This is a genomic window from Serratia sp. HNCC26DJ206 (assembly GCF_057180605.1).
In genome coordinates this window covers 1-21233 of record NZ_JBXUGP010000018.1, presented here as the reverse complement: position 1 = coordinate 21233, position 21233 = coordinate 1, and the positions used below count along the sequence as shown (strand labels likewise).

Sequence of the window (21233 nt, the reverse complement as noted above, 5' to 3'; positions counted from 1 at the left end):
ACGTATCCCCTCAGGATTGTCAAGTAACGTCAACCCAGGGCTGTCTATTCTGTCAATATCAGCTCAATCCGTCGTTAAACCCAGGTTTGCACACAATGCTTGCAAGCGCTCACTCACTTTCTCATCGGATTCATGACGTAAGCTCTCGACTAAAACTTGTGACATCTCGGGTAGCCAACCTGTGGAAGGCCACACATCCAAGGCATTAAGCGCCATATGGCGGTTGCGAATCACTTCGCTGCGTAACCCTACCGCCAGCAATGACCACCCCATTCCTGGGAATTTCTTCAGATCCTGCAGCACAAAATCCAATGCCTGATGCTGTCGATAAGCCAACCCAAGGCCCATCGACGTTCCCGGCCCAGAGGCAATTGCGTCTAAATCCAGCTGCTGTTCGGCCAGCCGTATTACCTTGGCGATGCGTTCAGGTTGGTCGGTCTGCATTAGCTGATACCAGTTGTTATCCTCTGGATCGGCTAACTGCCGCGAATAAATAGCCTCCCACGGATCCTGCTGACGCAAACGGCTGGCGGAAATTGCCAAGTTAAAAAGGTAATTATCACTTCCACGTAAGTTATTGGAGATGATATCCGGCCATTCCAGCCGTGCCATCACCGCCGTTGCTTGTTCAATCAACCTGTTGCACTGCGTCGGATCCCAGACACTATCCTCTTCGCTGCCTTGTTCCTGCGCAAAGCGCACAATATCGTTCGCTGCCAGATAATGCTGTATTTCCGACGGGTTAGCCGCCAGCACACAGCGCAAGTAACTTTCGCAAGCCAGTGCCCCATCGGCATAGTCGTTCATACACTGCGCCGGGCCGCCATTGATTAACGCCTGCAAAATCTCTGCAGCCCCCAATAATATCGACGCATCAGGGGATTGCTGCATCGCCTGGAGTAATTGCCCGTGAGTAGCACAATGCCAAGCGGTGTATTCATTCATCACCGCATTACGATAGCCTTCACGCAGCAACCAGTCGCGGCTTTGCTGACTCAGAGGTTCTGGCAAACGTTCGATCAGATGTATTCTTCCCCAGCCAAGGGTACGCTTGGCCAAAGCAAGCCAGACAAGCTCATATTCGTCCGCTGGCAGTATGACGCTCAATGCCACTGCCGCGTAAAGCGTAAATTCATCATGTGTCCCCAACGTGCTGAGTATTTGGCAACTTTTCTGCGTTGGGAAAAAGGCCAACAGCGCCATGGCTACCTTGACCACGTTGCGATCCGGGCTCTCCGTTGCCAGCCATTCCGTCAACACCTGTAACTTGTTGGCAGGCAGTTGCTGGTCTTGAGCAACCGCAGAGAGCAATGCATCGATATAATTGAGCGGAGAATCCTCAGATAACAAGCTGTAGAGCCGCTCGACATGCTGTGGTTGCGGCTTATGCAGCACATTTTTCAATGCGGTCATGATGGCCTCAACCGGTGATTCATCACCACCAGCCCCCATATGGTGACCAAAAACACCGTCAAGTGCCCCTGCCGACCAGCGGATTTTGCCATCAATGACCGGGGGTTCATCCGGTAAGATTTCTGCCTCTGCTGGCAACGGCTCAGTGCTATTTTGCCAAGCCGCCAACCAACGATAAATTGACGTGCTATCAGCAGCCCAAGGGGCTGGAAAATGAATTGAATCCTCTTTGCCTAAAAAGCGAGCTAACCATGCTTTCATTTTTTATCCTTATATCAGCGGGGAAATGCCTCTCCCCCGCAAATTACCGCATCACCGTCCGATAAAGCAGCTGATCTAACGATCGATCGCTGCGCGCTGGGCTTTCCGGCAAAGCCGTCTGCCGGGCATCTGCCGCCAGTTCCCTTGTGATAAACGCATGGATCGTTTCCCGCCGCTGGCCATATTCCGCCTCACCAGCACGCCGTTTCGCCACCAACAACTGGTGGATTTCTGCCAACAACAGCGGATCTTGCACCGTTCCGGCCAGCAGCCGATCAAAGCGCATCGGTGGTGCGCCCTTACCTGCCTCTATCCAGCGCACTGCCAGTAACGGGCGCAGTACGTAGAAATATTTCTTCAACCGCACCTGTTCACCCTGCAAATAACCACGAAAGTTTTTCCGCGCCATCGAAAGATAATGCCAACGCGCCCGCTGGGCGGAAAACCACTCCGGAACCACGCCACGTAACGCTGCTACGCTTTCAGCGGTTTCCTGATAGATTACCGGTGAATCCAGCCACTCGATCAGCGTCGGGTTAGCCCGTTTCAGCAAGCCCAGCGCTTTGCGCCATTCCCAACCACACACATCCAATTCATGATCGATCGGCAGTTCGATCACATCCCGCTGCGGTTCGACCCGCAGATACCACTCTGGCCGGTGGACATACAAAAAACGCACGTCGTAGTCGCTATCTGGCGAAGCAAACCCCCAACCTCGGCTGCCGGATTCGCAGGCGTACAGCACCCGCACATCGTAACGCTGCTCCACTTCACGCAGCACCTGCCTGACTTTTTCCCGCATGGCGCTGCCTACGCCATTTAACTGCTGTTCCATCATTCCTATCCTTTCACACACACCACCTGCCGCAGGGTATGCACGATCTCTACCAGCGAAGATTGCGCTGCCATCACGGCGTCGATGTCTTTATAAGCCATTGGGATCTCATCGATCACATCGCTGTCTTTACGGCATTCCACATGCTGGGTTGCCTGAATCTGATCGGCCACGGTGAAGCGCTTTTTCGCCGCCGTACGGCTCATGGTTCGCCCGGCACCATGGCTACAGGAACAGAAGCTTTCTTCGTTGCCCAAACCGCGCACGATAAAGCTTTTCGCCCCCATCGAGCCGGGGATAATCCCCATCTGCCCCTTTTGCGCCGATACCGCCCCTTTACGCGTCACCAGTACCGGTTCACCGAAGTGCGTCTCGCGCTGCACATAGTTATGGTGGCAGTTCACCGCCTCCTGCTGGGTGGTAAACGGCTTGGTCACGATGCGCGACAGCGCTGCCAGCACGTGTTCCATCATCACTTCCCGGTTATGACGGGCAAAATCCTGCGCCCAGCCAACCGCTTCCATGTAATCGTCAAAATGCAGGCTGCCCTCTTCGAAATAGGCCAGATTACGGTCCGGCAGGTTGGCGATATGCTGCTGCATATCCTGCTGCGCCAGAGCGATAAACAGCGAGCCGATGGCATTGCCCACGCCACGGGAACCGCTGTGCAGCATTACCCACACCTGCTGCGTCTCATCCAGGCAAATTTCAATAAAGTGGTTACCCGTACCCAGCGTTCCCAAGTGCTGATAATTGTTGGTTTTCAGCAACTGCGGGTATTTATCAGTCAGGCGCTTAAAACGCGGTGCCAAGGTGGCCCAGTGCTGATCCACCGTTTGCGGCGGGGTAGCCCAAGCCCCTTTATCTCTCTTCGAACGGGTTGAGGTACGGCCATGGGGCACCGCCTGCTCGATAGCGCTACGCAACCCCGCCAGACTATCCGGCAGATCGGCGGCCACCAGCGAAGTACGTACCGCAATCATGCCGCAACCGATATCCACACCCACCGCCGCAGGAATAATCGCGCCGCGGGTTGGAATGACGCTGCCAATGGTGGAACCTTTACCCAGATGCACATCCGGCATCACCGCCAGATGTTTGAAAATAAATGGCATTTTCGCCGTATTCAGCAATTGCTCACGCGCTTCTGGCTCAACGGGCACGCCTTGTGTCCACATTTTGATCGGTGCGCTGTTAACCGGTGCCATCAATTCATAATTATTTTTCATTGTGTTAGTCATCCTTTTTCTTTTGACCCGATGGATATAGCGAAAGGCGTGCCAACTCGAAATAAAACAGCCAAAAATAATTTAATTAACTGATATTTAAAAAATAAATAATTCTTCACATTCTACTGGAGCGATCGTCAACAAGCCGGTATTTTATCTTGCAGGATAGCTATTTATCACAAGGGATAAGATGAAGCGTAAGGTAGTGATTGGCGTTCTGGGTACCACGTTGGATAGGCGTGGCAAGCGGGAAAACCGCTGGAGCAAATGGCGGCCTACGGTGGGGCTGTGTCAGCAAGCCGATCTACCGATCGATCGCCTGGAACTGCTGCACCAGCCGCGTGATAAAGGTATGGCTCAGCAGGTGGCAGAAGATATCGTAGCGGTGTCGCCTGCCACCCAGGTGGTGCTGCAACAGGTTGCGCTAAAGGATCCCTGGGATTTGGAAGAGGTGTACAGCGCCTTTCTGGATTTCGCCAGCCGCTATCCGTTTGATACCGAGAACGAAGATTATCTGGTGCATATCACCACCGGCACGCACGTGGTGCAGATTTGCTGGTTCTTGTTGACGGAAGCACGTTACCTGCCCGCTCAACTGCTGCAAACCGCCCCCGGCGAAAAAACCGACCGCCCTGCACCACAGGGGGTCTACTCGGTGATCGATCTGGATCTCAGCCGCTATACCGCCCTCACCAGCCGTTTCCTGCATGAGCAGCAGCGCTCGGTATCCTTCCTGAAATCCGGCATTGAGACGCGTAACACCACCTTTAATGCCCTGATTGACCAGATCGAACGCGTTGCCCTGCGCTCCAATGCTCCGCTGCTGCTCACCGGGCCTACCGGCGCGGGTAAATCCTTTTTAGCCGAGCGTATCTATCAACTGCGGCACTCACGCCACTTGGTCAAAGGCCGTTTTGTAGCAGTGAACTGCGCCACCCTGCGCGGTGATAACGCTATGTCTACGCTGTTCGGCCATGTGAAAGGTGCCTTTACCGGTGCCTTACAGGCCCGCGCGGGCCTGCTGCGTGAGGCCGACGGCGGTGTGTTGTTCCTGGATGAGATCGCCGAGTTGGGGTTAGACGAGCAGGCAATGCTGCTGAAAGCCATTGAAGAGAAACGCTTCTTCCCTTTCGGTTCCGACAAAGAAGCCAGCAGCGACTTCCAACTGATTGCCGGTACGCATCGCAATATGCGCGACTGGATCGCCCAAGGGCGTTTTCGCGAGGATTTATACGCACGTATCAATATGTGGACCTTTCCGCTGCCCGGCCTGGCGGAGCGCCGTGAAGATATCGAGCCGAATATCGATTACGAATTACAGCGCTTTGCCCGCAGCAACCAGACGCAGGTACGCTTCGACAAACACGCCCGGCAGCATTACCTGGCCTTTGCCCGTTCCCCGCAGGCGGCCTGGCGCGGTAACTTCCGCGAGCTGGGTTCCTCCATCGCCCGTATGGCAACGTTAGCAGAGCAAGGGCGCATCACCCAATCGTTGGTGGATGAGGAAATTGCCCGGCTGAAACTCCACTGGCAAGACGCCCCTGCAACACAACTGCCCGCCGAACTGGCTGATATCGATCTGTTTGAGCAAAGTCAGTTGGAAACGGTGCTTAAAGTGTGCCGAGCTTCCTCTTCGCTTTCCGAAGCCGGACGGCAACTGTTTGCCGTTTCGCGCCAGCAGAAAAAGCAGCCCAACGATGCCGACCGGCTGCGGAAGTACCTGGCGCGCTTCGGTTTAAGCTGGGATGAGGTGCGGTTGCCGTAACCTGCCAAGCGTGGCCTAGTGCATCCGTGGGGCATACTCTGCCCCCAAGTCAACATTACCTAACCGCTCATCTTCCGATTCCAACCGTTCATCCGCGTATTAAACCACTGACTGAAAATCAGATGTATTCCCCTCCCCAGGCTAGTGATGATGGGCTGTTCCTCTACCTACCCCTTAACACCGGGGGAAGACGTTACAACACCTATGTATGACAACAGGCCGCTGTTTGCCTGCAATAACAAATAACCAGATTGATCACTCATTTTTTACAGATAGGAATAAGGACACCTCAATGAAACGCGAGGGAATTTTAAAACATATCCCATGGATATTATTAGGAATACTGGGTGCTTCCTGCCTGGGCGTGGTGGCATTGCGCCGTGGCGAGAGCATCAGTGCGCTGTGGATCATCGTGGCTTCGGTGGCGGTGTATCTGGTGGCGTATCGCTACTACAGCCTCTACATCGCCACCAAGGTGATGCAACTGGACGCCACCCGCGCCACACCGGCGGTGGTGAATAACGATGGCCTCAACTATGTGCCAACCAACAAGAACGTGCTGTTCGGCCACCACTTTGCGGCAATTGCCGGTGCTGGCCCGCTGGTTGGCCCGGTGCTGGCGGCACAGGTCGGCTACCTGCCCGGCACGCTGTGGCTGCTAGGCGGCGTGGTGTTGGCGGGGGCGGTACAGGACTTTATGGTGCTGTTTATCTCCTCACGCCGTAACGGTGCTTCTTTGGGCGAGATCATCAAAAAGGAAATGGGCCCAATACCTGGCACCATCGCGCTGTTTGGCTGCTTCCTGATTATGATCATCATTCTGGCGGTATTGGCGCTGATCGTAGTGAAAGCCCTGGCAGAAAGCCCGTGGGGCGTATTCACCGTCTGTTCCACTGTGCCAATCGCGCTGTTTATGGGCGTGTATATGCGCTTTCTGCGCCCTGGCAAGGTGGGTGAAGTGTCGATCATCGGTATCGTGCTGTTGATCGCCTCCATCTGGTTCGGCGGCGTGATCGCCCAAGACCCCTACTGGGGCCCGGCGCTAACCTTTAAAGACACCACCATCACCTATACGCTGATTGGTTATGCCTTTGTTTCTGCCCTGCTGCCGGTGTGGCTGATCCTGGCACCGCGTGATTATCTGGCGACCTTCCTGAAAATCGGCGTGATCGTCGGGCTGGCGATCGGCATCGTGATCCTCAACCCTGAGCTGAAAATGCCTGCGGTGACGCAGTTCATCGACGGTACTGGTCCGGTGTGGAAAGGCACTCTGTTCCCGTTCCTGTTTATTACCATTGCCTGCGGCGCCGTTTCTGGCTTCCATGCGCTGATCGCTTCCGGTACCACACCTAAGCTGCTGGCCAGCGAAACCCATGCGCGTTTTATCGGTTACGGCGCGATGCTGATGGAGTCCTTCGTCGCGATTATGGCGCTGGTAGCGGCTTCGATCATCGAGCCTGGCCTGTATTTTGCCATGAACACCCCACCGGCTGCGCTCGGCATCACCATGCCAGACCTGCACCGCTTGGGGACCGAAGATGCGCCAATGATCATGGCCTCTCTACGTGACGTAACCGCCCATGCAGCGGCTACCGTCAGTTCCTGGGGCTTTGTGATTACCCCAGAGCAGATCCTGCAAACCGCCAAAGACATCGGCGAACCTTCGGTACTGAACCGTGCCGGTGGCGCACCCACTCTGGCAGTCGGTATCGCTCACGTGTTCCACCAGGTCATCCCTGGTGCGAATATGGGCTTCTGGTACCACTTCGGTATTCTGTTCGAAGCGCTGTTCATCCTGACCGCTCTGGATGCGGGTACCCGTTCCGGCCGCTTCATGCTGCAAGACTTGTTGGGTAACTTCGTCCCATTCCTGAAGAAAACCGATTCGCTGGTGGCCGGTATTGCCGGTACTGCGGGCTGCGTTGGCTTGTGGGGTTACCTGCTGTATCAAGGCGTGGTCGATCCGCTCGGCGGCGTGAAGAGCCTGTGGCCGCTGTTCGGCATCTCCAACCAGATGTTGGCGGCCGTAGCACTGGTCCTGAGCACTGTGGTATTGATCAAGATGAAGCGCACCAAGTACGTCTGGGTGACCGTGGTCCCAGCCGTTTGGCTGCTGATCTGTACCACTTACGCGCTGGGTCTGAAGCTGTTCAGCGACAACCCGCAGTTGGAAGGCTTCTTCTTCCAGGCCAGTCTGTACAAAAACAAAATCGCCGAAGGCGGTACTGAACTAACCGCACAGCAGATTGCCAACATGAACCATATCGTGGTGAACAACTACACCAACGCCGGTTTGAGCATTCTGTTCCTGCTGGTGGTCTACAGCATCATCTTCTTTGGCATCAAAACCGCCATGGCGGCGTACAAAAACCCGCAACGAACCGATCAGGAAACGCCATACGTGCCGGTTCCTGAGGGTGGCGTCAAAGTTTCGTCGCACCACTGATGGTGATTTAATAGATACCCTGCATAATGAAAGCTAATTAGTACCCAACGGATTTCAAGCCACAGCTAGGCGACAAGATCGTTAATCCCCAGGAGCTGACTCAGGTCAGTGACTGGGGTTCACGAACGCAGTCAACAACGCTGTGGTTTGAAAGACGAAGGGTAGGGGGTATTTTTCTTTGGAGAAGAACCATGTTCGGCAACCTTGGCCAGGCAGGTAAATATCTCGGGCAGGCAGCACGCATGTTGGTGGGCGTACCTGACTACGATACCTATGTCCAGCACATGCAAGACAATCATCCGGATAAACCGATGATGACTTATAAAGAGTTCTTCCGTGAACGCCAGGAGGCCCGCTACGGTGGCAATGGCAAAGGTGGCATGCGCTGCTGTTAGTGAACATCAATAAGGACAAAAGATGAAACCCATCGCAGTCACCATCCTGACGGGCTTTTTGGGCGCGGGTAAAACCACCCTGCTGCGCCACATTCTGAACGAAAACCACGGTTACAAGATTGCCGTTATCGAAAACGAATTCGGTGAAGTGCCGATCGACAACGCCCTGATTGGCGATCGCGCCAGCCGTATCACCACCCTCAGCAACGGCTGCATCTGTTGCAGTAAATCCAACGAGTTGGCGGATGCACTGCTGGACTTGCTGGATGCGCTTGATCAAGGCCAACTGGAGTTTGACCGGCTGATCATCGAATGTACCGGCATGGCCGATCCCGGCCCGATTACCCAGACTTTCTTCTCGCACGACGTCATCTGCGAACGTTTTCTGCTGGACGGCATCATCACGCTGGTGGATGCGGTGCATGCTGAACAGCAACTGAACCAGTTCACCCTCTCGCAGGCGCAGGTAGGCTATGCCGACCGCATTTTGCTGACCAAAACCGATGTCGCACCCAACAACGAAGCACTGATCCAGCGTTTGCAATTAATGAACGCCCGCGCACCGATTTATCACGTCACCCATGGTGATATCGATCTGGCTGTCTTATTCGATATTGAAGGTTTTGTGCTTAACGATCGCCTGAACGTGGCTCCTCCGGCACTGCTGTTTCGGCGTATCCCGCAACCGCAGAATAATATCCGGTCGATTGTGGTGTATCAAGACCAACCGCTGGAACTGATGCAAATTTCCGCCGTGATGGAAAATTTACTGCTGAAATTCGCTGATAACCTGCTGCGCTATAAAGGCATGTTGTCGATTAAAGATGAATCACGTCGCTTACTGTTCCAGGGCGTACAGCGCTTGTATAACGCCGATTGGGATCGCGAGTGGTTACCGGACGAACCGCGCCAAAGCACGCTGGTATTTATTGGGGTCGACTTGCCCGAGGAAGAGATTCGCGGTGCATTTGCGGCGTTGGAAGGGGAGTTTATGAATTAAGGGTTTCTTCGCCGCAGGCAAATCCTCCGATCAAACAACTCCCTGCTATACTTTTGGCATATTCCCCCGTTTTTAGCGGGGTGTGGGCGCATGGATGCTTCATTGTTTTTTTCTTAAACGATGCGGAAGGTGCCTTATGCCATACCTACCCAAGATAAATCATCTGAGAGTCTTCGAAGCCATTATTATGCACGGCAGCATCCGGGCTGCCGCAAAAGCCCTGAACCAGACACAGCCTGGTATAACGCGTACTCTCCAGGAGCTCGAAGCAACGCTCGGCGCAACGTTGATGGTCAGAGGAACCCGCGGTATAGTCCTGACTGATGCCGGAAGGATCTTCGAAAAACGGATGAAGCTGGTGCTATATGAGTTGGAGCGTGCCGTAGACGAAATAAAACAAATTAATCAATCACAGCATGGCACCGTTTCATTCGGGTGTTCTCATCTCAAGACACTGAGGATTATTCCTAGTGTTATGCAACGTATTAATAAAACTTATCCCAAAGCCCAAATTTCTCTTTTTGAAGGACAACAGTCTGAGCTATTACCCTCGCTGCGAGTGGGTAGACTGGACTTTTTTATCGGCATCATTTCCGAAGAGATATCTTTGGGCGAATTTATCGAAGAACCCTTGATGACTTGCCCATTTGGCGTGGTTGCCAGGAAAGGGCACCCCCTGGCGCACTGCACTTCACTTGAAGAATTACGCAACGCCAAATGGTATCTCCCCGTAGCCGATGCCGGGTATTACAGCCATCTTGAAGCGGTCCTTTTTCCCTCAGGAAAGGGGCCTGAAAACATGATATTGAAGGGGGATTCCTTTACTGTCGGTGAACGACTGGTGCTGGAGGCAGATTATCTGGTAATTGCTCCGCTGGCGATGCTCGATATCGATTATATGAACGATCGATTTTGCATTATCCCTGTGAAAGAAAAATTCCCTCATGGCCAATACAGCCTACTCTATCGTCAAGATGCATCTTTGACCCCGCTAGCCAAACATTTGATCAGCGAAATTCGCCTGGAATGCGGCAAGCAGGTGATTCAGAAAATAAACTGACCGGCTCAGGCAGGCGCAATTCAGAACTATTGCGGCAGGTAATTTAAATATCAGCGCTACAGAAGCAGCTGAAAAGTGCAGGCTTTAATTTGAGTACTGTTCAGTCAGGGATGACACATGAAATATGCAGTACCGCTTCCAGTAGAGCCCCACCCTTGCTCGCGGTGCAAGCAACCACCAGCAACACTGACGAATAGTGAAGCGATATGTTGGTTTTATCAAACACGGCTAATTTATTCTATTGACAGGCCTGAAGATTATCTGGCTTAGTATTTCCCGTAAATAGTCTGCATTACAGTGTGCCATTAACCGGTGAAGTACCGCCACAGAACGTTAAATACGCCTCTCAGCTACCGGGATTTACAGCGCGCGTAAAAATACCGTTTTCTTACTAAATTGAGTAATTTCATGTAAACCCCTCCAATTTTAATTGAAATTATTTTTTTATCACTCTGTTTAATAATGAATTTAACCAATAAATGCTTTTTTGGCATCACACAAAACAAAATATCATCTTCCCACTACCCGAGATAAATCCTATAGTGCATTTACATCACTAGAGGGAAGTAACTTTTCCCTCCGTAGAATTTTTCCCATACAAAAACAGGGGTGACCTCAGGCACCATAAATTGCATTACTGCTATAAAACACATGCATAATAAAAATTGGTTAGACACACGTCACATGAGGCAGCCTATTACCGGTGGGGAAAACCACCACCTCACAGCTCAAGATGCTCGTGAATATAAGGAATGAAAAACATGGAAAGTATAAAAATATTACTGCAGTGCCCTTGTGAATTTACTCGAGTTGGAATAATGGATTTATTAAACTCCCATGACCCTGACTCGAAAACCAATATGATCGTCAACGTCAGTAACCTTGAGCAAGCTGAAGATGTATTAGTCATGAATACTAATTTGGATATTATCATCCTGACATTAAGCAGTCTTTATTACAATGCCGTTGAGCTATTGGATGTACTGAGCCGTCGTATTCCTCTACATCATCCTGATAGCAAAATAATTATTTTTACAGATAATAAGTGTATCGGGGCATTAAAACGCCATCTGAAAGGGCTAGAGAATATTGGTACCATTCTGGAAATTAACGTGCCTATTGAAAAAATACAGTGTGAGCTTTCAAAAGTAGGCAAACCAGAAAAAGCGTTAAACAAGCCAGTAGCCAACGTAAATTGCGTACTCTCTGCGCGCGAATTAACAATACTCAAAAAATTACTACATGGAAAAAGCATTTCGCAAGTAGCAAAAGAGCTTTCTCTTAATTACAAAACCATTAGTCATTATAAACGCTCGGCAATGAGTAAATTGGGAATCAGGACTCTTCACCCGCTGTTTATTCCCTTTTGAAAGCAAAGCTGATTATTTGGCCAAATGAGATAACATTTTAATCAAGATAGTGTATCCCATCATGTTTTTATGCAACTCACTTTAATCACCGTGGAGTAAACACTCCAGAAAGCCCAGTTAAAACCAGGTTAATTGACACCATAAAAAATATCAGAAAATTTTCTTGTTAATTTTACTACGTTGCTGATGGAATATAATAGAAATGGATAGAATTCTCATGACACGATTACCCAAAATTCACCAGATCAATATTTTTCTAAAGATAATCGAATGTGGCAGCATTCGTGCGGCAGCGATTGAACTCAAGCAAACTCAACCCGGTGTCACGAGAGCGATAAAAGAGCTCGAGAAAACATTAGGCAGCCCATTATTTATTCGGGGCAGCCGTGGCATTGTCCTCACGGAAATGGGACGGATTTTCGAGAGCCGTGCGCAACTCATCATGAAAGAACTGGAACGAGCCGTTAATGAGATCGAAATCATCAATGGGGCATCACAAGGTGCTGTAACATTAGGATGTTCGTCATTATTGCCTTTCACGATCCTGTCATCCTCCATACAGAGATTTCAGCAGCGTTATCCTAATGTAAAAATCTATATCACCGAAGGACAGGTATCAGAACTGCTTCCCGCCTTGCGTGAAGGCGAGTTGGATTTTATTATCGATGCCATATCTGCGGATTTCACGCTTAGTGATATCACTATAGAGCCATTTTTTAAGACATCGGCGCATATTTTCACCAACAAGAAACATCCACTGGCACACTCTACCTCACTGGAGGATCTTAAGTATGCCAACTGGTGTCTACCTTCATCAAAAATTGGTTATTATGACAGGCTAAACTCGAAACTTTTCTTTGACGATCACGAAAGAGCTACGACCGTGGTACGTTCCAATACTATGATCATGGCATTGCAGATGGTATTAAATGAAAATTATCTTACCGTGGGCGCCAAAGAGATTCTCAAAGTCCCTTATTTCAATAAAGATTTGCACCCTATCTTGATAAAAGAGACATTACCCGATATTGACTATAGTTTTATTTACTCTCAGCGCTTCCCGTTGACTCAGATAGCGAGAAAATTCATCAACAAATTAAGATATGAATATGATGATTATCAATAGCAATATCAACTCTATAAATGCCAAAAATTTATTTATAAACTTGCATTGCGCCTATTTATGACTGGGAGATATGGCTTTATTTATGTGAATCTTTATAGCATGAACAATCAGTTTTCGGGTATTTTCTCTATAAAAAATCATAGAAATAACTCAAGTGTTACACTAAATTTTCCGAGCCTACCTCTGTTGCTGGCTCTTTATTCTTCGTCAAAAAACACTTTCTAAGGATGATGCCTCTAATTGGTTGAATCCGCTCTATAATGCCTGCTTTTGAGGTTCTTCCATGATCAGCGTTAACGTTCATTGACACTTACCGCCCCCTTGCAACTCTACTCCGGTTTACCGCCACGGGCAGGGCCCTAGCAACAAGATAGCGAAGCAGATCAAAGCCCTACGCAAGCGTCTCAGATTGGCATTGGAGCGTGGATTACAGGTGAACTTGCTGGATGGGCTTTTCTGGCTGGGTCAGCGTATCACTGCTGATGTCTTGAAACTTCGGCAATCTAGCATAGCGATTGGCACGCATGGGGTTGAGGTTTTTGACACACTGACCGGCACGTACAGAAATACTTCAGCATATCAACTCGAATTAATATCAACCAAAGGTAACGCTTGACGCCATAAGCCCAAACGATAATTTACGGTCATCATGTTGAAAGTAAAATACGCCCCCCATTGTTCCTCAATGAGGGGCGTAGAGTTAGAACATAATGCGGAATCCACTGGTGGCATTCAGCGGGCTTTCCACCTTGTTACCATTCAGATAATTGATTTCGGCGTAAACGGCTGTGTTCTTGGTGATGTTGGCACTGACACCCAAGCCATACTTACCGACATTACCGGAGTAGTTATTATCCAAGGTAATATCGTTGATGGTCACCGTATTGTTACGGGTGAATTCACGAGCGATGGCCAGTTTGGCGTAAGGTACTACCTCAACCTCTCCCAACGTCAACTTGGTACTCAGGAGTGTTCCCAATTCACCCTGTACACTGTTGGCGGCATGAACAGCGGATTGCATACCGTTACTCAAGGTATAATCAGCAGCACCAAGGCGTGAGTAATTCACTTTGCCATAGGGTTCCAGAGCGAACAGGCTGGAAAGGGGCAGTGTGTAACCGGCTTCCAACGAGGCAGTAAAGGTACTCTGACTGTAATCCCCTTTGCCGACAGCGCCATCATTCATACGGGCACGGACTGTCTGGCTCAGACGGTTGCCCTTCAGCACGCTATCCAGATACCAGCCAGAGTTAGCCAGATAGCTAGCGTACAGGCCACCGCTGTAGCTCGCCACATCGCCGTTACCACCTAGGTTGAAGCTGACGTTGGACTTGCTGTATGCCGTAAAGGCACCCAGCAACCATTTACCCTCAACCATATCCAATGATTTGTCGGCACCAATCTCCATACCGTTCAGCGTATTTTTGAATGACGCATAGCGGTGATCGTTCAATCTACTGTCGTCACTCAGATAGCGAGCCCAGACGCCAACGTCTGCCACGCTGCTACGCAGGTTGCCTTGCCGTTGGCGCAACGTGCTCAGTTCAGTATTAAGAATATGCTGTGACGCTGCCGCCATGCTCAGCACGCCTTGCGCACTGGCGCTGAGAGTGGGAGCAGAAACCGGCGTGGGTTCGATAGGGGTAGGCCCAGGCGTTGGGAGAACTCCGGGAGCCACATTGTTTTGCTCTGGCACGGTTCCCGCCTGACCACCAACCAGATACCATTGGGTATGACCATCCTGGGCGGTGTTATACAGCCGATATTGATAGACACCGGCTTCAACGATCCCCCCCTGATTCAGCAGGTTAAACTTGGCATCGCCACTGTTGATGTAGACCAACGGCACATTGACGGGAAAACCAATCTCCCGTCCACTGTCTTGAACCAACAGACCAAACTGACCGGTGGCGCGTTGTGTTACTCGCAGACTGTCACTCACACCATCTGCCAGGCTACTGGTGAGGATAAAGGTCCCTTGGCCAGAGAGGTTTTCAACGTCCAGGCGGTTAACCTGGTCAGCTGAAATATAAGGGATCATCTCAAGGCTGCCCCCCTGCATGGTTAAAGTACCAACCTGGGTGACCATCACGGGGCCAAGCTGCGTTGCGGGTGGCGCGGTGCCCAGATCGCCTTGTTGTCCAAACCAGGAAGGACCTATTGTGACCTTGCCTGCGATCGTCAGGTTTTCGAGGCTGATATTGGTTGGGGTAGCGGGCGCATTAGAGGTGACATCAATCAGCTTGCTATCGGTGTTGGCGATATACAGATCCCCTCCTGCTCCTACCATCAACTCTCCCAGCGAACGGCTATTGGCCTCCATTGACATATGGCCGCCACTATTAATCAGGGTGTTGCTGATAGTACCCAGAGGATTGACCGACAACCGCCCGCCTTGGTTGACCACGGTATCATTTGCTGTTGAACCGTCTTTAACCTGTAGCCAACCGTCCTTATTGACGGTGATGGCGTTCCCCTGAGATGAGTCAGCAAGTTCAATCATGCCGTTGTTATAAACGATACCGTTATTAACAATACCCTGAGTCACAAACTGTGAAGCATAGGGTGAAGTTTCAGTTGTTTTAAAGACGGATTCATTATTGACGGTAATTCCATTGACTTGCTGGGTATAGGCCAGTGCCTGAGTCGCCAGCCCGCAATAGCAGAGTGTTATCGCCAGTGTTAAAGCGTTTTTTTTCATCCATGCCTCAGAGAATAATTACATTGGACCGTGGATCGTTTCCCTCTAGTCTCGTAAGACTCGCCGATGTTGGCCCTTTACAGGCACGATATCGGGAAAACAATCCTGGTTAAAAACTGACGGAAAAAAGAGGATTAAGCTGACACTGGAATTGAACTAGGTGTGCATCCATGCTTTACCGCCATAGGATGGCAGATGGCTCATTAAAAGCATACTGACCTCCATGGGTTGTGGCTATAAACCGGGCAGGAGTATAGGGTAACACCTCGTGCATGTTCAACCATTTCGCTGTCATGGTGAGGGATTCGGTAGAGCGATGGGGAGGCTCTCGTACCGTGTTGATTGCTCAACCTTGGAATTTTTACTAACTCAAAAAGCCGTCATCTCAACGTGACGTATCAGATCACAATCGCGACTGACGCCTTTGCAACTGACATCGTTACCGACCCTGACTCATCCATCTCCAGCTATCCCGCCAATCCGCTCCCCCGACCTCCCCAACTCATGCACCCCTGCCTGAACCCCTAAAAATCTTTTTTTACGCCACCGGTCATGGATATGAACCCTAATCCACCGGAGACCCTGCAAATGAACCCGACTTTCAATCCCTTCTGGCAACAACGCATCAACGACACCTTCCTGAACGCCCTTGAGGCCTACGCCCGTGTACTGATGCTGCGGGTTGACTTGCGCATCCCTGACGCCCCAGCGGCCAGCGATGCCGCTGTGATATCTCGTTTCACCGACGCTCTGAAGGCCCGCATAGCCGCATACCAGCAGCGTAAACAGCGCGAAGGCAAACGGGTACACCCAACAACCCTGCGTTTTGTCTGGGCCAGAGAGTACGGGCCGGTCAACGGTAAGAAACATTATCACGTTGTTCTGCTGCTGAATCGCGATACCTGGTGCAGGCTCGGTGACTACTGCGACCCAGACTCACTGGCGGGAATGATTAAACAGGCCTGGTGCAGCGCACTACAGGTTGATCCACAGCAGTATTTCACCCTGGCGAACTTCCCTGAAAATCCGGCGCTGTGGCTTGACCGGGGAAACCCTGAGCAATTGCAGCAGGGATTGGCAAGGGCAGACTACCTCGCCAAACACGACACCAAAGCGAGCGGTCACAGGGAACGCAACTTTGGCTGTAGCCGGGGCTGAACGACTGCCTGACAGGCCCGACACTGTCTGGCCAGAGCACACCGGTTTTTTTTAACAAATGTCGCCTATCTTCTGAGGCGAACCGAGTTATCAGTGATTCAACCAGTATCGGACGTCTCCCAATATTCACCATTCAGCCAGGGAGATTGACCCTATGACGACCCCTAACACCGCCACTCAGTTTTGTGCAGAAGACCCACTTGTCGACATGACGTTCATCACCACCTACACCGGCATGACCGACAAATGGTTTTATAAACTCATCAGCGAAGGTCAGTTTCCCAAACCGATCAAACTCGGCCGTAGCTCCCGCTGGTTTCACAGCGAGGTGCATACCTGGATGCAGGAGCGGATCGAACAATCCCGTGGACCGTCGTTGTGAGTCAACAGGTTGAATTTGTTAGATACAAATCAACGCGGAGTCCATGGTGAGCTTTGGATGGCAAACGCAGGGGTCAGCCTGCCTTTCCTTCCAATAACGCAACAGTAGCCTGTAGAGGAGCAAATAAAGCCTATTCCATACAGTGAGTTATCTTATATCTCGATGACTGTTCCTTTTCGCCCCACACCGTAACGCTCCATATACCCCGATAGCCCGCGTTATCCTCTGAGGCTCTCGGTTGGCGTCTGGCTGTCTGCTCTGCTGTGAGGCAACCCAAGGATGATTTGAATGAAAGAAACCAAAACCCGTTATGATGAACTGCTCAAATACTACCAGACCTGGTTGACGGATTTCACCCGACTGGCGGTACGTCGAGGCATGTGTCACCAGAATATCTATTTCAGTCACAACCTGATGGTGGATTGCCTGCGCTTTCCCGGTGAGGAGCCGTTGATTGCGGTTGTGCCCCAGTCCCTGTATCGCCTGATCAACGGTAAAACAGAGCCTGTTCGGGTGTCTGTTGAAGATGATATGGCGGTGAGTCTGGATACGCAGGAATACCTGTTATGTCATCATCCTTTGCTGGAGGGGGTTTTGCTCAGCGAGTGCCTGCGCCTGAAGCAGCGCTCACTGGCGAACAAACTCACCAACCTGTTTCAGCAGTTTAGCGGAACGGAAATCCGCCTGAAACTGGTCTGGCTATGTTGGTACGACTTGATGCTGGGTGCACCCTTAACGGATTGGGTCGACAACCTGAAGTTTAAAACGAAGGAAGAAATGCATCACTGGATCAATACCCGGCAAAATGAGGATTGGGCACTGACCCGCCTGATGGATGAATATGTGACGTTTTCCCACCGAGCAACCACAGACAGCAGCCGACCGGCTTTTTCCTGACGACGCTGACGGAAGGGTATCACCACGCTGCACAGCCACTCTGAGTCTGTTTCGTACCGAGAGTCAGCCACCACCGTTCTTTGTGGTCTCACACCTTACAACCCCATCAGACAGCCAGCGTCACTGCCCGATAACCTTGGCGGCGTCTGGCTGTCTGCCAATCCTCTCTGGACCATTGCTATGAGCAAAATGAAAAGCCGTCATGATGACCTGCGAGGGTACTGCCAGACCTGGTTGACCGATTTCACCAAACTCCTGGTTTGCCAGGGCATGTGCGACCCGCAGACCCACACCTACCACCGACTGGTGGTGTCCAGCCTGCGTTTTCCCGATCGTGCCGAGGTGGCCATTGTCCCGGAATTTCTTTACCGGCTGGTTCTCCCCAGTGAGCTCTTGGTCGACGACCGGACATGCAGCCTGGAGATGGACAGGTATTCGCTGCTGCACCACCCGATGCTGGAAGGAGTCTTGTTAAGTGAATGCCTTCGCCTCAAGCAATATTCACTGGCGAACCGGCTGGGTTCGCTGTTTCGTCAGTTCGGCAACAGTGAAATCAAGCACAAGCTGGTGATGCTGAGTTGGTACGATTTGTTGGTTGGTTACCCACCACTCGACGGGATCGAGACGCTGAAATTCAAAGCATCTTCCGATCTCAACGACTGGATTAACCAGCGGCAGGCAGAAAACACCACACTGACGTTCATGATGGATGAGTATGTGCTGTTAAACAGCCCCAGTTGCCAAAGATCGCCTAACGGTGGCGTCAGCGCCCCACACGGCAGCAGACTGAGTGAGCCACCACCCGTATAAACGCCGCCGTGTTACCGTAGTTAACCCGCCCGTTGCCTCACATCGCTTTGCTCATCTCTGGGTCCGAAAAGCCGACGGGCTCTGTGCCCGTTGCCACACCGATACCATGGAGAACGCTGCCCTACCGGTGAGCACAGTGCCGACGTTCTGGCTGATTGAACTGTGGCGATCATCTCCCTACCAGGAACCGCACTATGCAATTTAAAAAACTGCGCGAAGCTTATAACATCCACGGAGAACTAATCCAGGCTGACACGTTGTCCCCTGGCAATACGGTCGACTATTACTGTGGCGATTGCCGTAACCGGTTGGTACTGCACGTCACACACACCGAAGGGCGATACTTCGAACATGACCTGGAGCAGGCAGACATTAAGACAGCCCAGGATTGCTGCTACCGTCTGACCCAGGGCGAACATCATGCGTCCCCCAACGTTGAGCGAGCGCTTGTGACTGTGTTGGGTAAACCAACGGCCCAACTTTACTTTTGTGTACTGTGCGATAAGCAGTACGAAGGGCTGAAAACCTGCCCCAATTGCAAAGATCATAACTACACCACCGAAGTCAGCTTGCGAGATCGCGGTGGGGGACTGCTGAAATGAATACGGTAGTATTGCTGAACAAAAAAATGACGCTATTGACGTTGGGCGAGCTGGATATCTCTGTCAGAACGCCATTACCGATCACGGATTGATGCGGTTAGCATGGCTATCGGTCGTGAACTTCTTGAGCAGAACAGCTTCCTTTGCGCATAACCCGTTGATAAAGTCGTCGATGGGTAGGCGAAGGAAAACCACCATGGTCAAACGTATTGATTACCACCTTGAAAAATACCACTTCGCTGAAATCAGTGAAACGCAGCGTCTCACACGTCAATGGGCTGAAGTTATCGAAGAATGCCGTCAGGTTAGGGCTGGAAGTGCCGAACGTCTGCGTATCGCCTTGCTGAATGTGGATTATGTCACCAGCTTTGAACTGCCTTTTCGTTTGCTGCTGGTGCGTGCCCCGCAACTGATTGCCGGGCTGCGTGATGAACTGCCACTCAGTCAGAAAAACGTCGTGTTTAACGGCAAGCGTTTTGGCTGTGTTTACAGCGTGAAATCTGATGTAAATCAGATACCGGAAGCGTTTCACTACCGTCTGTCAACCCGCATTCGCCGGGAAGAGGCGTCAGGTGAGACTGCTGCGCCTTACCGGGAGATTGCCAAGGAAATAAAAATGCCGAGCGAGCGGCTTAAGCGGGCGCTGGAGAGCGGACTGGCGGTGACGGCGCTGGATGGTCTGTTCTGGTTCGGTATGCAGCGGATCGCTGCCGACGTGGCGGTGCTTAGAAAAAAGGGGATGCGTATTGCAACCGCTGAGGTCCCCGTCTGGGATAGCCTCACTGCCACCCTCCGCCCGGTACCGGTCTACCGCTGCGGGTGAAAACAGGCATTGATTGACCGTTGGACGCAGCGGCGCTGACCCGCCGCAGATTGGTGACTGTTGAGACGGTACAACGGGGATGATAGAAGCTCCCCATCACCGATGTTTAACCCTAAAAAACATCACGAAGCCGGTACGGGGTAGCCTGGATTTTCAACGGTCCCGTATTGTTACGCTGAATAAAACCGACGCGTGCTAACCTCGTGTCGATAGCGATGCCAGGAATAATGAAACCGTCTGGGTGACAAGGTAAACGCTTTCATGAGGTTGCTACGGGCTCACTGCTCCATTACCCTTGGCATTAATTTTACTTACCATTAACAACCCGATGACAACACCTCCCGACCAGACCGTACAAGACCTCGCCCACCTCGCATTTTGTGCCCTTATGGCGTTACACACTGCCATTCAGCAAGGCACCGTCACGTCTCCGATGGCGGAACACCTGTTTCTGGTACGCTGGTTGGCCACAGCGCAAAAACAAAAACGGTTTTCCCGCAGTGTCGCGTTAGATATTCAGCAATTGCTGGACAAGGGACGTAAACAGGGGATTGAGGCCAAACTCAAAACCCGCTTCGACTATATTTGGCACTCCTGCACTGGCGAACTCAAGCACCAGAACGACCTGTTCAGGCTCACCTACGCCATCGAGAGCCTGAAGGCACAAGGCTGGCGTAATGAGCTGGTGACCCAGACCGAGTGGGATTGCGGGATTATCGAAGGGCCTGAGCCTGCACTGTATGTCGTCAAATCAGCACTCAACGTGGCGTTTACGCCTGAAGGTCGGCTAATCACGCCGCTTGAATTCAGGATTGCAGGCAACGTGCAGATTTTTACCGATACCCTGGCGACATGTTTCCTCACCGCCAGTGAATCAGAAAAGGCGGCGACACTGATGCCCACAGGAACGTATTCATAAAAGAAGGGGCGTTATTTAGGCTGCTACAGCATCAAGCCGTG

General features: G+C 51.4%; 18 protein-coding genes. 14 read left to right on the top strand and 4 right to left on the bottom strand.

The window, feature by feature from the left end; genetic code table 11:
• Positions 1-63: 63 nt before the first annotated feature.
• Genes AC2A1E_RS13385 through AC2A1E_RS13375 form a run of 3 tightly spaced genes read right to left on the bottom strand, consistent with a single transcriptional unit; the run spans position 64 to position 3738 of the window.
• Positions 64-1674, bottom strand: coding sequence for a hypothetical protein (locus AC2A1E_RS13385; RefSeq protein ID WP_484384166.1), 1611 nt, complete (start codon positions 1672-1674; stop codon positions 64-66).
• 43 nt (positions 1675-1717) lie between these two features.
• Positions 1718-2512 carry a nucleotidyltransferase domain-containing protein gene (locus AC2A1E_RS13380; RefSeq protein ID WP_484384165.1) on the bottom strand — a complete coding sequence of 265 codons (795 nt, stop codon included), beginning with the start codon at positions 2510-2512 and terminating at the stop codon, positions 1718-1720.
• A gap of 2 nt (positions 2513-2514) precedes the next feature.
• On the bottom strand, positions 2515-3738 hold the full coding sequence (locus AC2A1E_RS13375; protein WP_484384164.1) for an RtcB family protein: 1224 nt from the start codon (positions 3736-3738) through the stop codon (positions 2515-2517).
• Between the two features lie 190 nt (positions 3739-3928).
• On the opposite strand from AC2A1E_RS13375, the gene rtcR reads away from it, so the two are divergent.
• The 7 genes from rtcR (at position 3929) to AC2A1E_RS13340 (ending at position 12900) form a co-directional block, all read left to right on the top strand.
• Positions 3929-5503, top strand: coding sequence for an RNA repair transcriptional activator RtcR (rtcR, locus tag AC2A1E_RS13370; RefSeq protein ID WP_484384163.1), 1575 nt, complete (start codon positions 3929-3931; stop codon positions 5501-5503).
• 292 nt (positions 5504-5795) lie between these two features.
• Positions 5796-7949 carry a carbon starvation CstA family protein gene (locus tag AC2A1E_RS13365; RefSeq protein WP_484384162.1) on the top strand — a complete coding sequence of 718 codons (2154 nt, stop codon included), beginning with the start codon at positions 5796-5798 and terminating at the stop codon, positions 7947-7949.
• 191 nt (positions 7950-8140) lie between these two features.
• The gene (locus tag AC2A1E_RS13360; RefSeq protein WP_459401157.1) at positions 8141-8344 is read left to right on the top strand and encodes a YbdD/YjiX family protein; all 204 of its coding nucleotides are present in this window, start codon (positions 8141-8143) and stop codon (positions 8342-8344) included.
• A gap of 22 nt (positions 8345-8366) precedes the next feature.
• A complete protein-coding gene (gene yjiA, locus AC2A1E_RS13355; RefSeq protein ID WP_484384161.1) occupies positions 8367-9344 on the top strand; it encodes a GTPase in 978 nt (325 codons plus the stop codon).
• Positions 9345-9480: 136 nt separating this feature from the next.
• Positions 9481-10404, top strand: coding sequence for a LysR substrate-binding domain-containing protein (locus AC2A1E_RS13350; protein WP_484384160.1), 924 nt, complete (start codon positions 9481-9483; stop codon positions 10402-10404).
• Between the two features lie 761 nt (positions 10405-11165).
• A complete protein-coding gene (locus AC2A1E_RS13345) occupies positions 11166-11774 on the top strand; it encodes a helix-turn-helix transcriptional regulator (protein WP_484384159.1) in 609 nt (202 codons plus the stop codon).
• A gap of 202 nt (positions 11775-11976) precedes the next feature.
• Positions 11977-12900: a LysR substrate-binding domain-containing protein gene (locus AC2A1E_RS13340; RefSeq protein ID WP_484384158.1), complete on the top strand. Its 924-nt coding sequence runs from the start codon at positions 11977-11979 to the stop codon at positions 12898-12900.
• 700 nt (positions 12901-13600) lie between these two features.
• Here AC2A1E_RS13340 and AC2A1E_RS13335 read toward each other — a convergent pair.
• Positions 13601-15601: an autotransporter outer membrane beta-barrel domain-containing protein gene (locus tag AC2A1E_RS13335; RefSeq protein WP_484384157.1), complete on the bottom strand. Its 2001-nt coding sequence runs from the start codon at positions 15599-15601 to the stop codon at positions 13601-13603.
• A gap of 588 nt (positions 15602-16189) precedes the next feature.
• Here AC2A1E_RS13335 and AC2A1E_RS13330 point away from each other — a divergent pair.
• The 7 genes from AC2A1E_RS13330 to AC2A1E_RS13300 all read left to right on the top strand — a co-directional run bounded on the left by AC2A1E_RS13330 (position 16190) and on the right by AC2A1E_RS13300 (position 21192).
• Positions 16190-16759 (top strand): inovirus Gp2 family protein, encoded by a 570-nt coding sequence (locus AC2A1E_RS13330; RefSeq protein WP_484384242.1) that lies wholly within the window; start codon positions 16190-16192, stop codon positions 16757-16759.
• A gap of 154 nt (positions 16760-16913) precedes the next feature.
• The gene (locus AC2A1E_RS13325; protein WP_484384156.1) at positions 16914-17141 is read left to right on the top strand and encodes a helix-turn-helix transcriptional regulator; all 228 of its coding nucleotides are present in this window, start codon (positions 16914-16916) and stop codon (positions 17139-17141) included.
• 288 nt (positions 17142-17429) lie between these two features.
• Positions 17430-18038: a hypothetical protein gene (locus AC2A1E_RS13320; protein ID WP_484384155.1), complete on the top strand. Its 609-nt coding sequence runs from the start codon at positions 17430-17432 to the stop codon at positions 18036-18038.
• Between the two features lie 180 nt (positions 18039-18218).
• Complete coding sequence (locus AC2A1E_RS13315; RefSeq protein ID WP_484384154.1) at positions 18219-18848, top strand: hypothetical protein; 630 nt, start codon at positions 18219-18221, stop codon at positions 18846-18848.
• 194 nt (positions 18849-19042) lie between these two features.
• On the top strand, positions 19043-19450 hold the full coding sequence (locus AC2A1E_RS13310; protein WP_484384153.1) for a putative zinc ribbon protein: 408 nt from the start codon (positions 19043-19045) through the stop codon (positions 19448-19450).
• A 196-nt stretch (positions 19451-19646) separates the two neighbouring features.
• Positions 19647-20273, top strand: coding sequence for an ECs1377 family protein (locus AC2A1E_RS13305; RefSeq protein WP_484384152.1), 627 nt, complete (start codon positions 19647-19649; stop codon positions 20271-20273).
• Positions 20274-20601: 328 nt separating this feature from the next.
• The gene (locus tag AC2A1E_RS13300) at positions 20602-21192 is read left to right on the top strand and encodes a DUF2913 family protein (RefSeq protein ID WP_484384241.1); all 591 of its coding nucleotides are present in this window, start codon (positions 20602-20604) and stop codon (positions 21190-21192) included.
• The last annotated feature ends 41 nt before the right edge of the window (positions 21193-21233 follow it).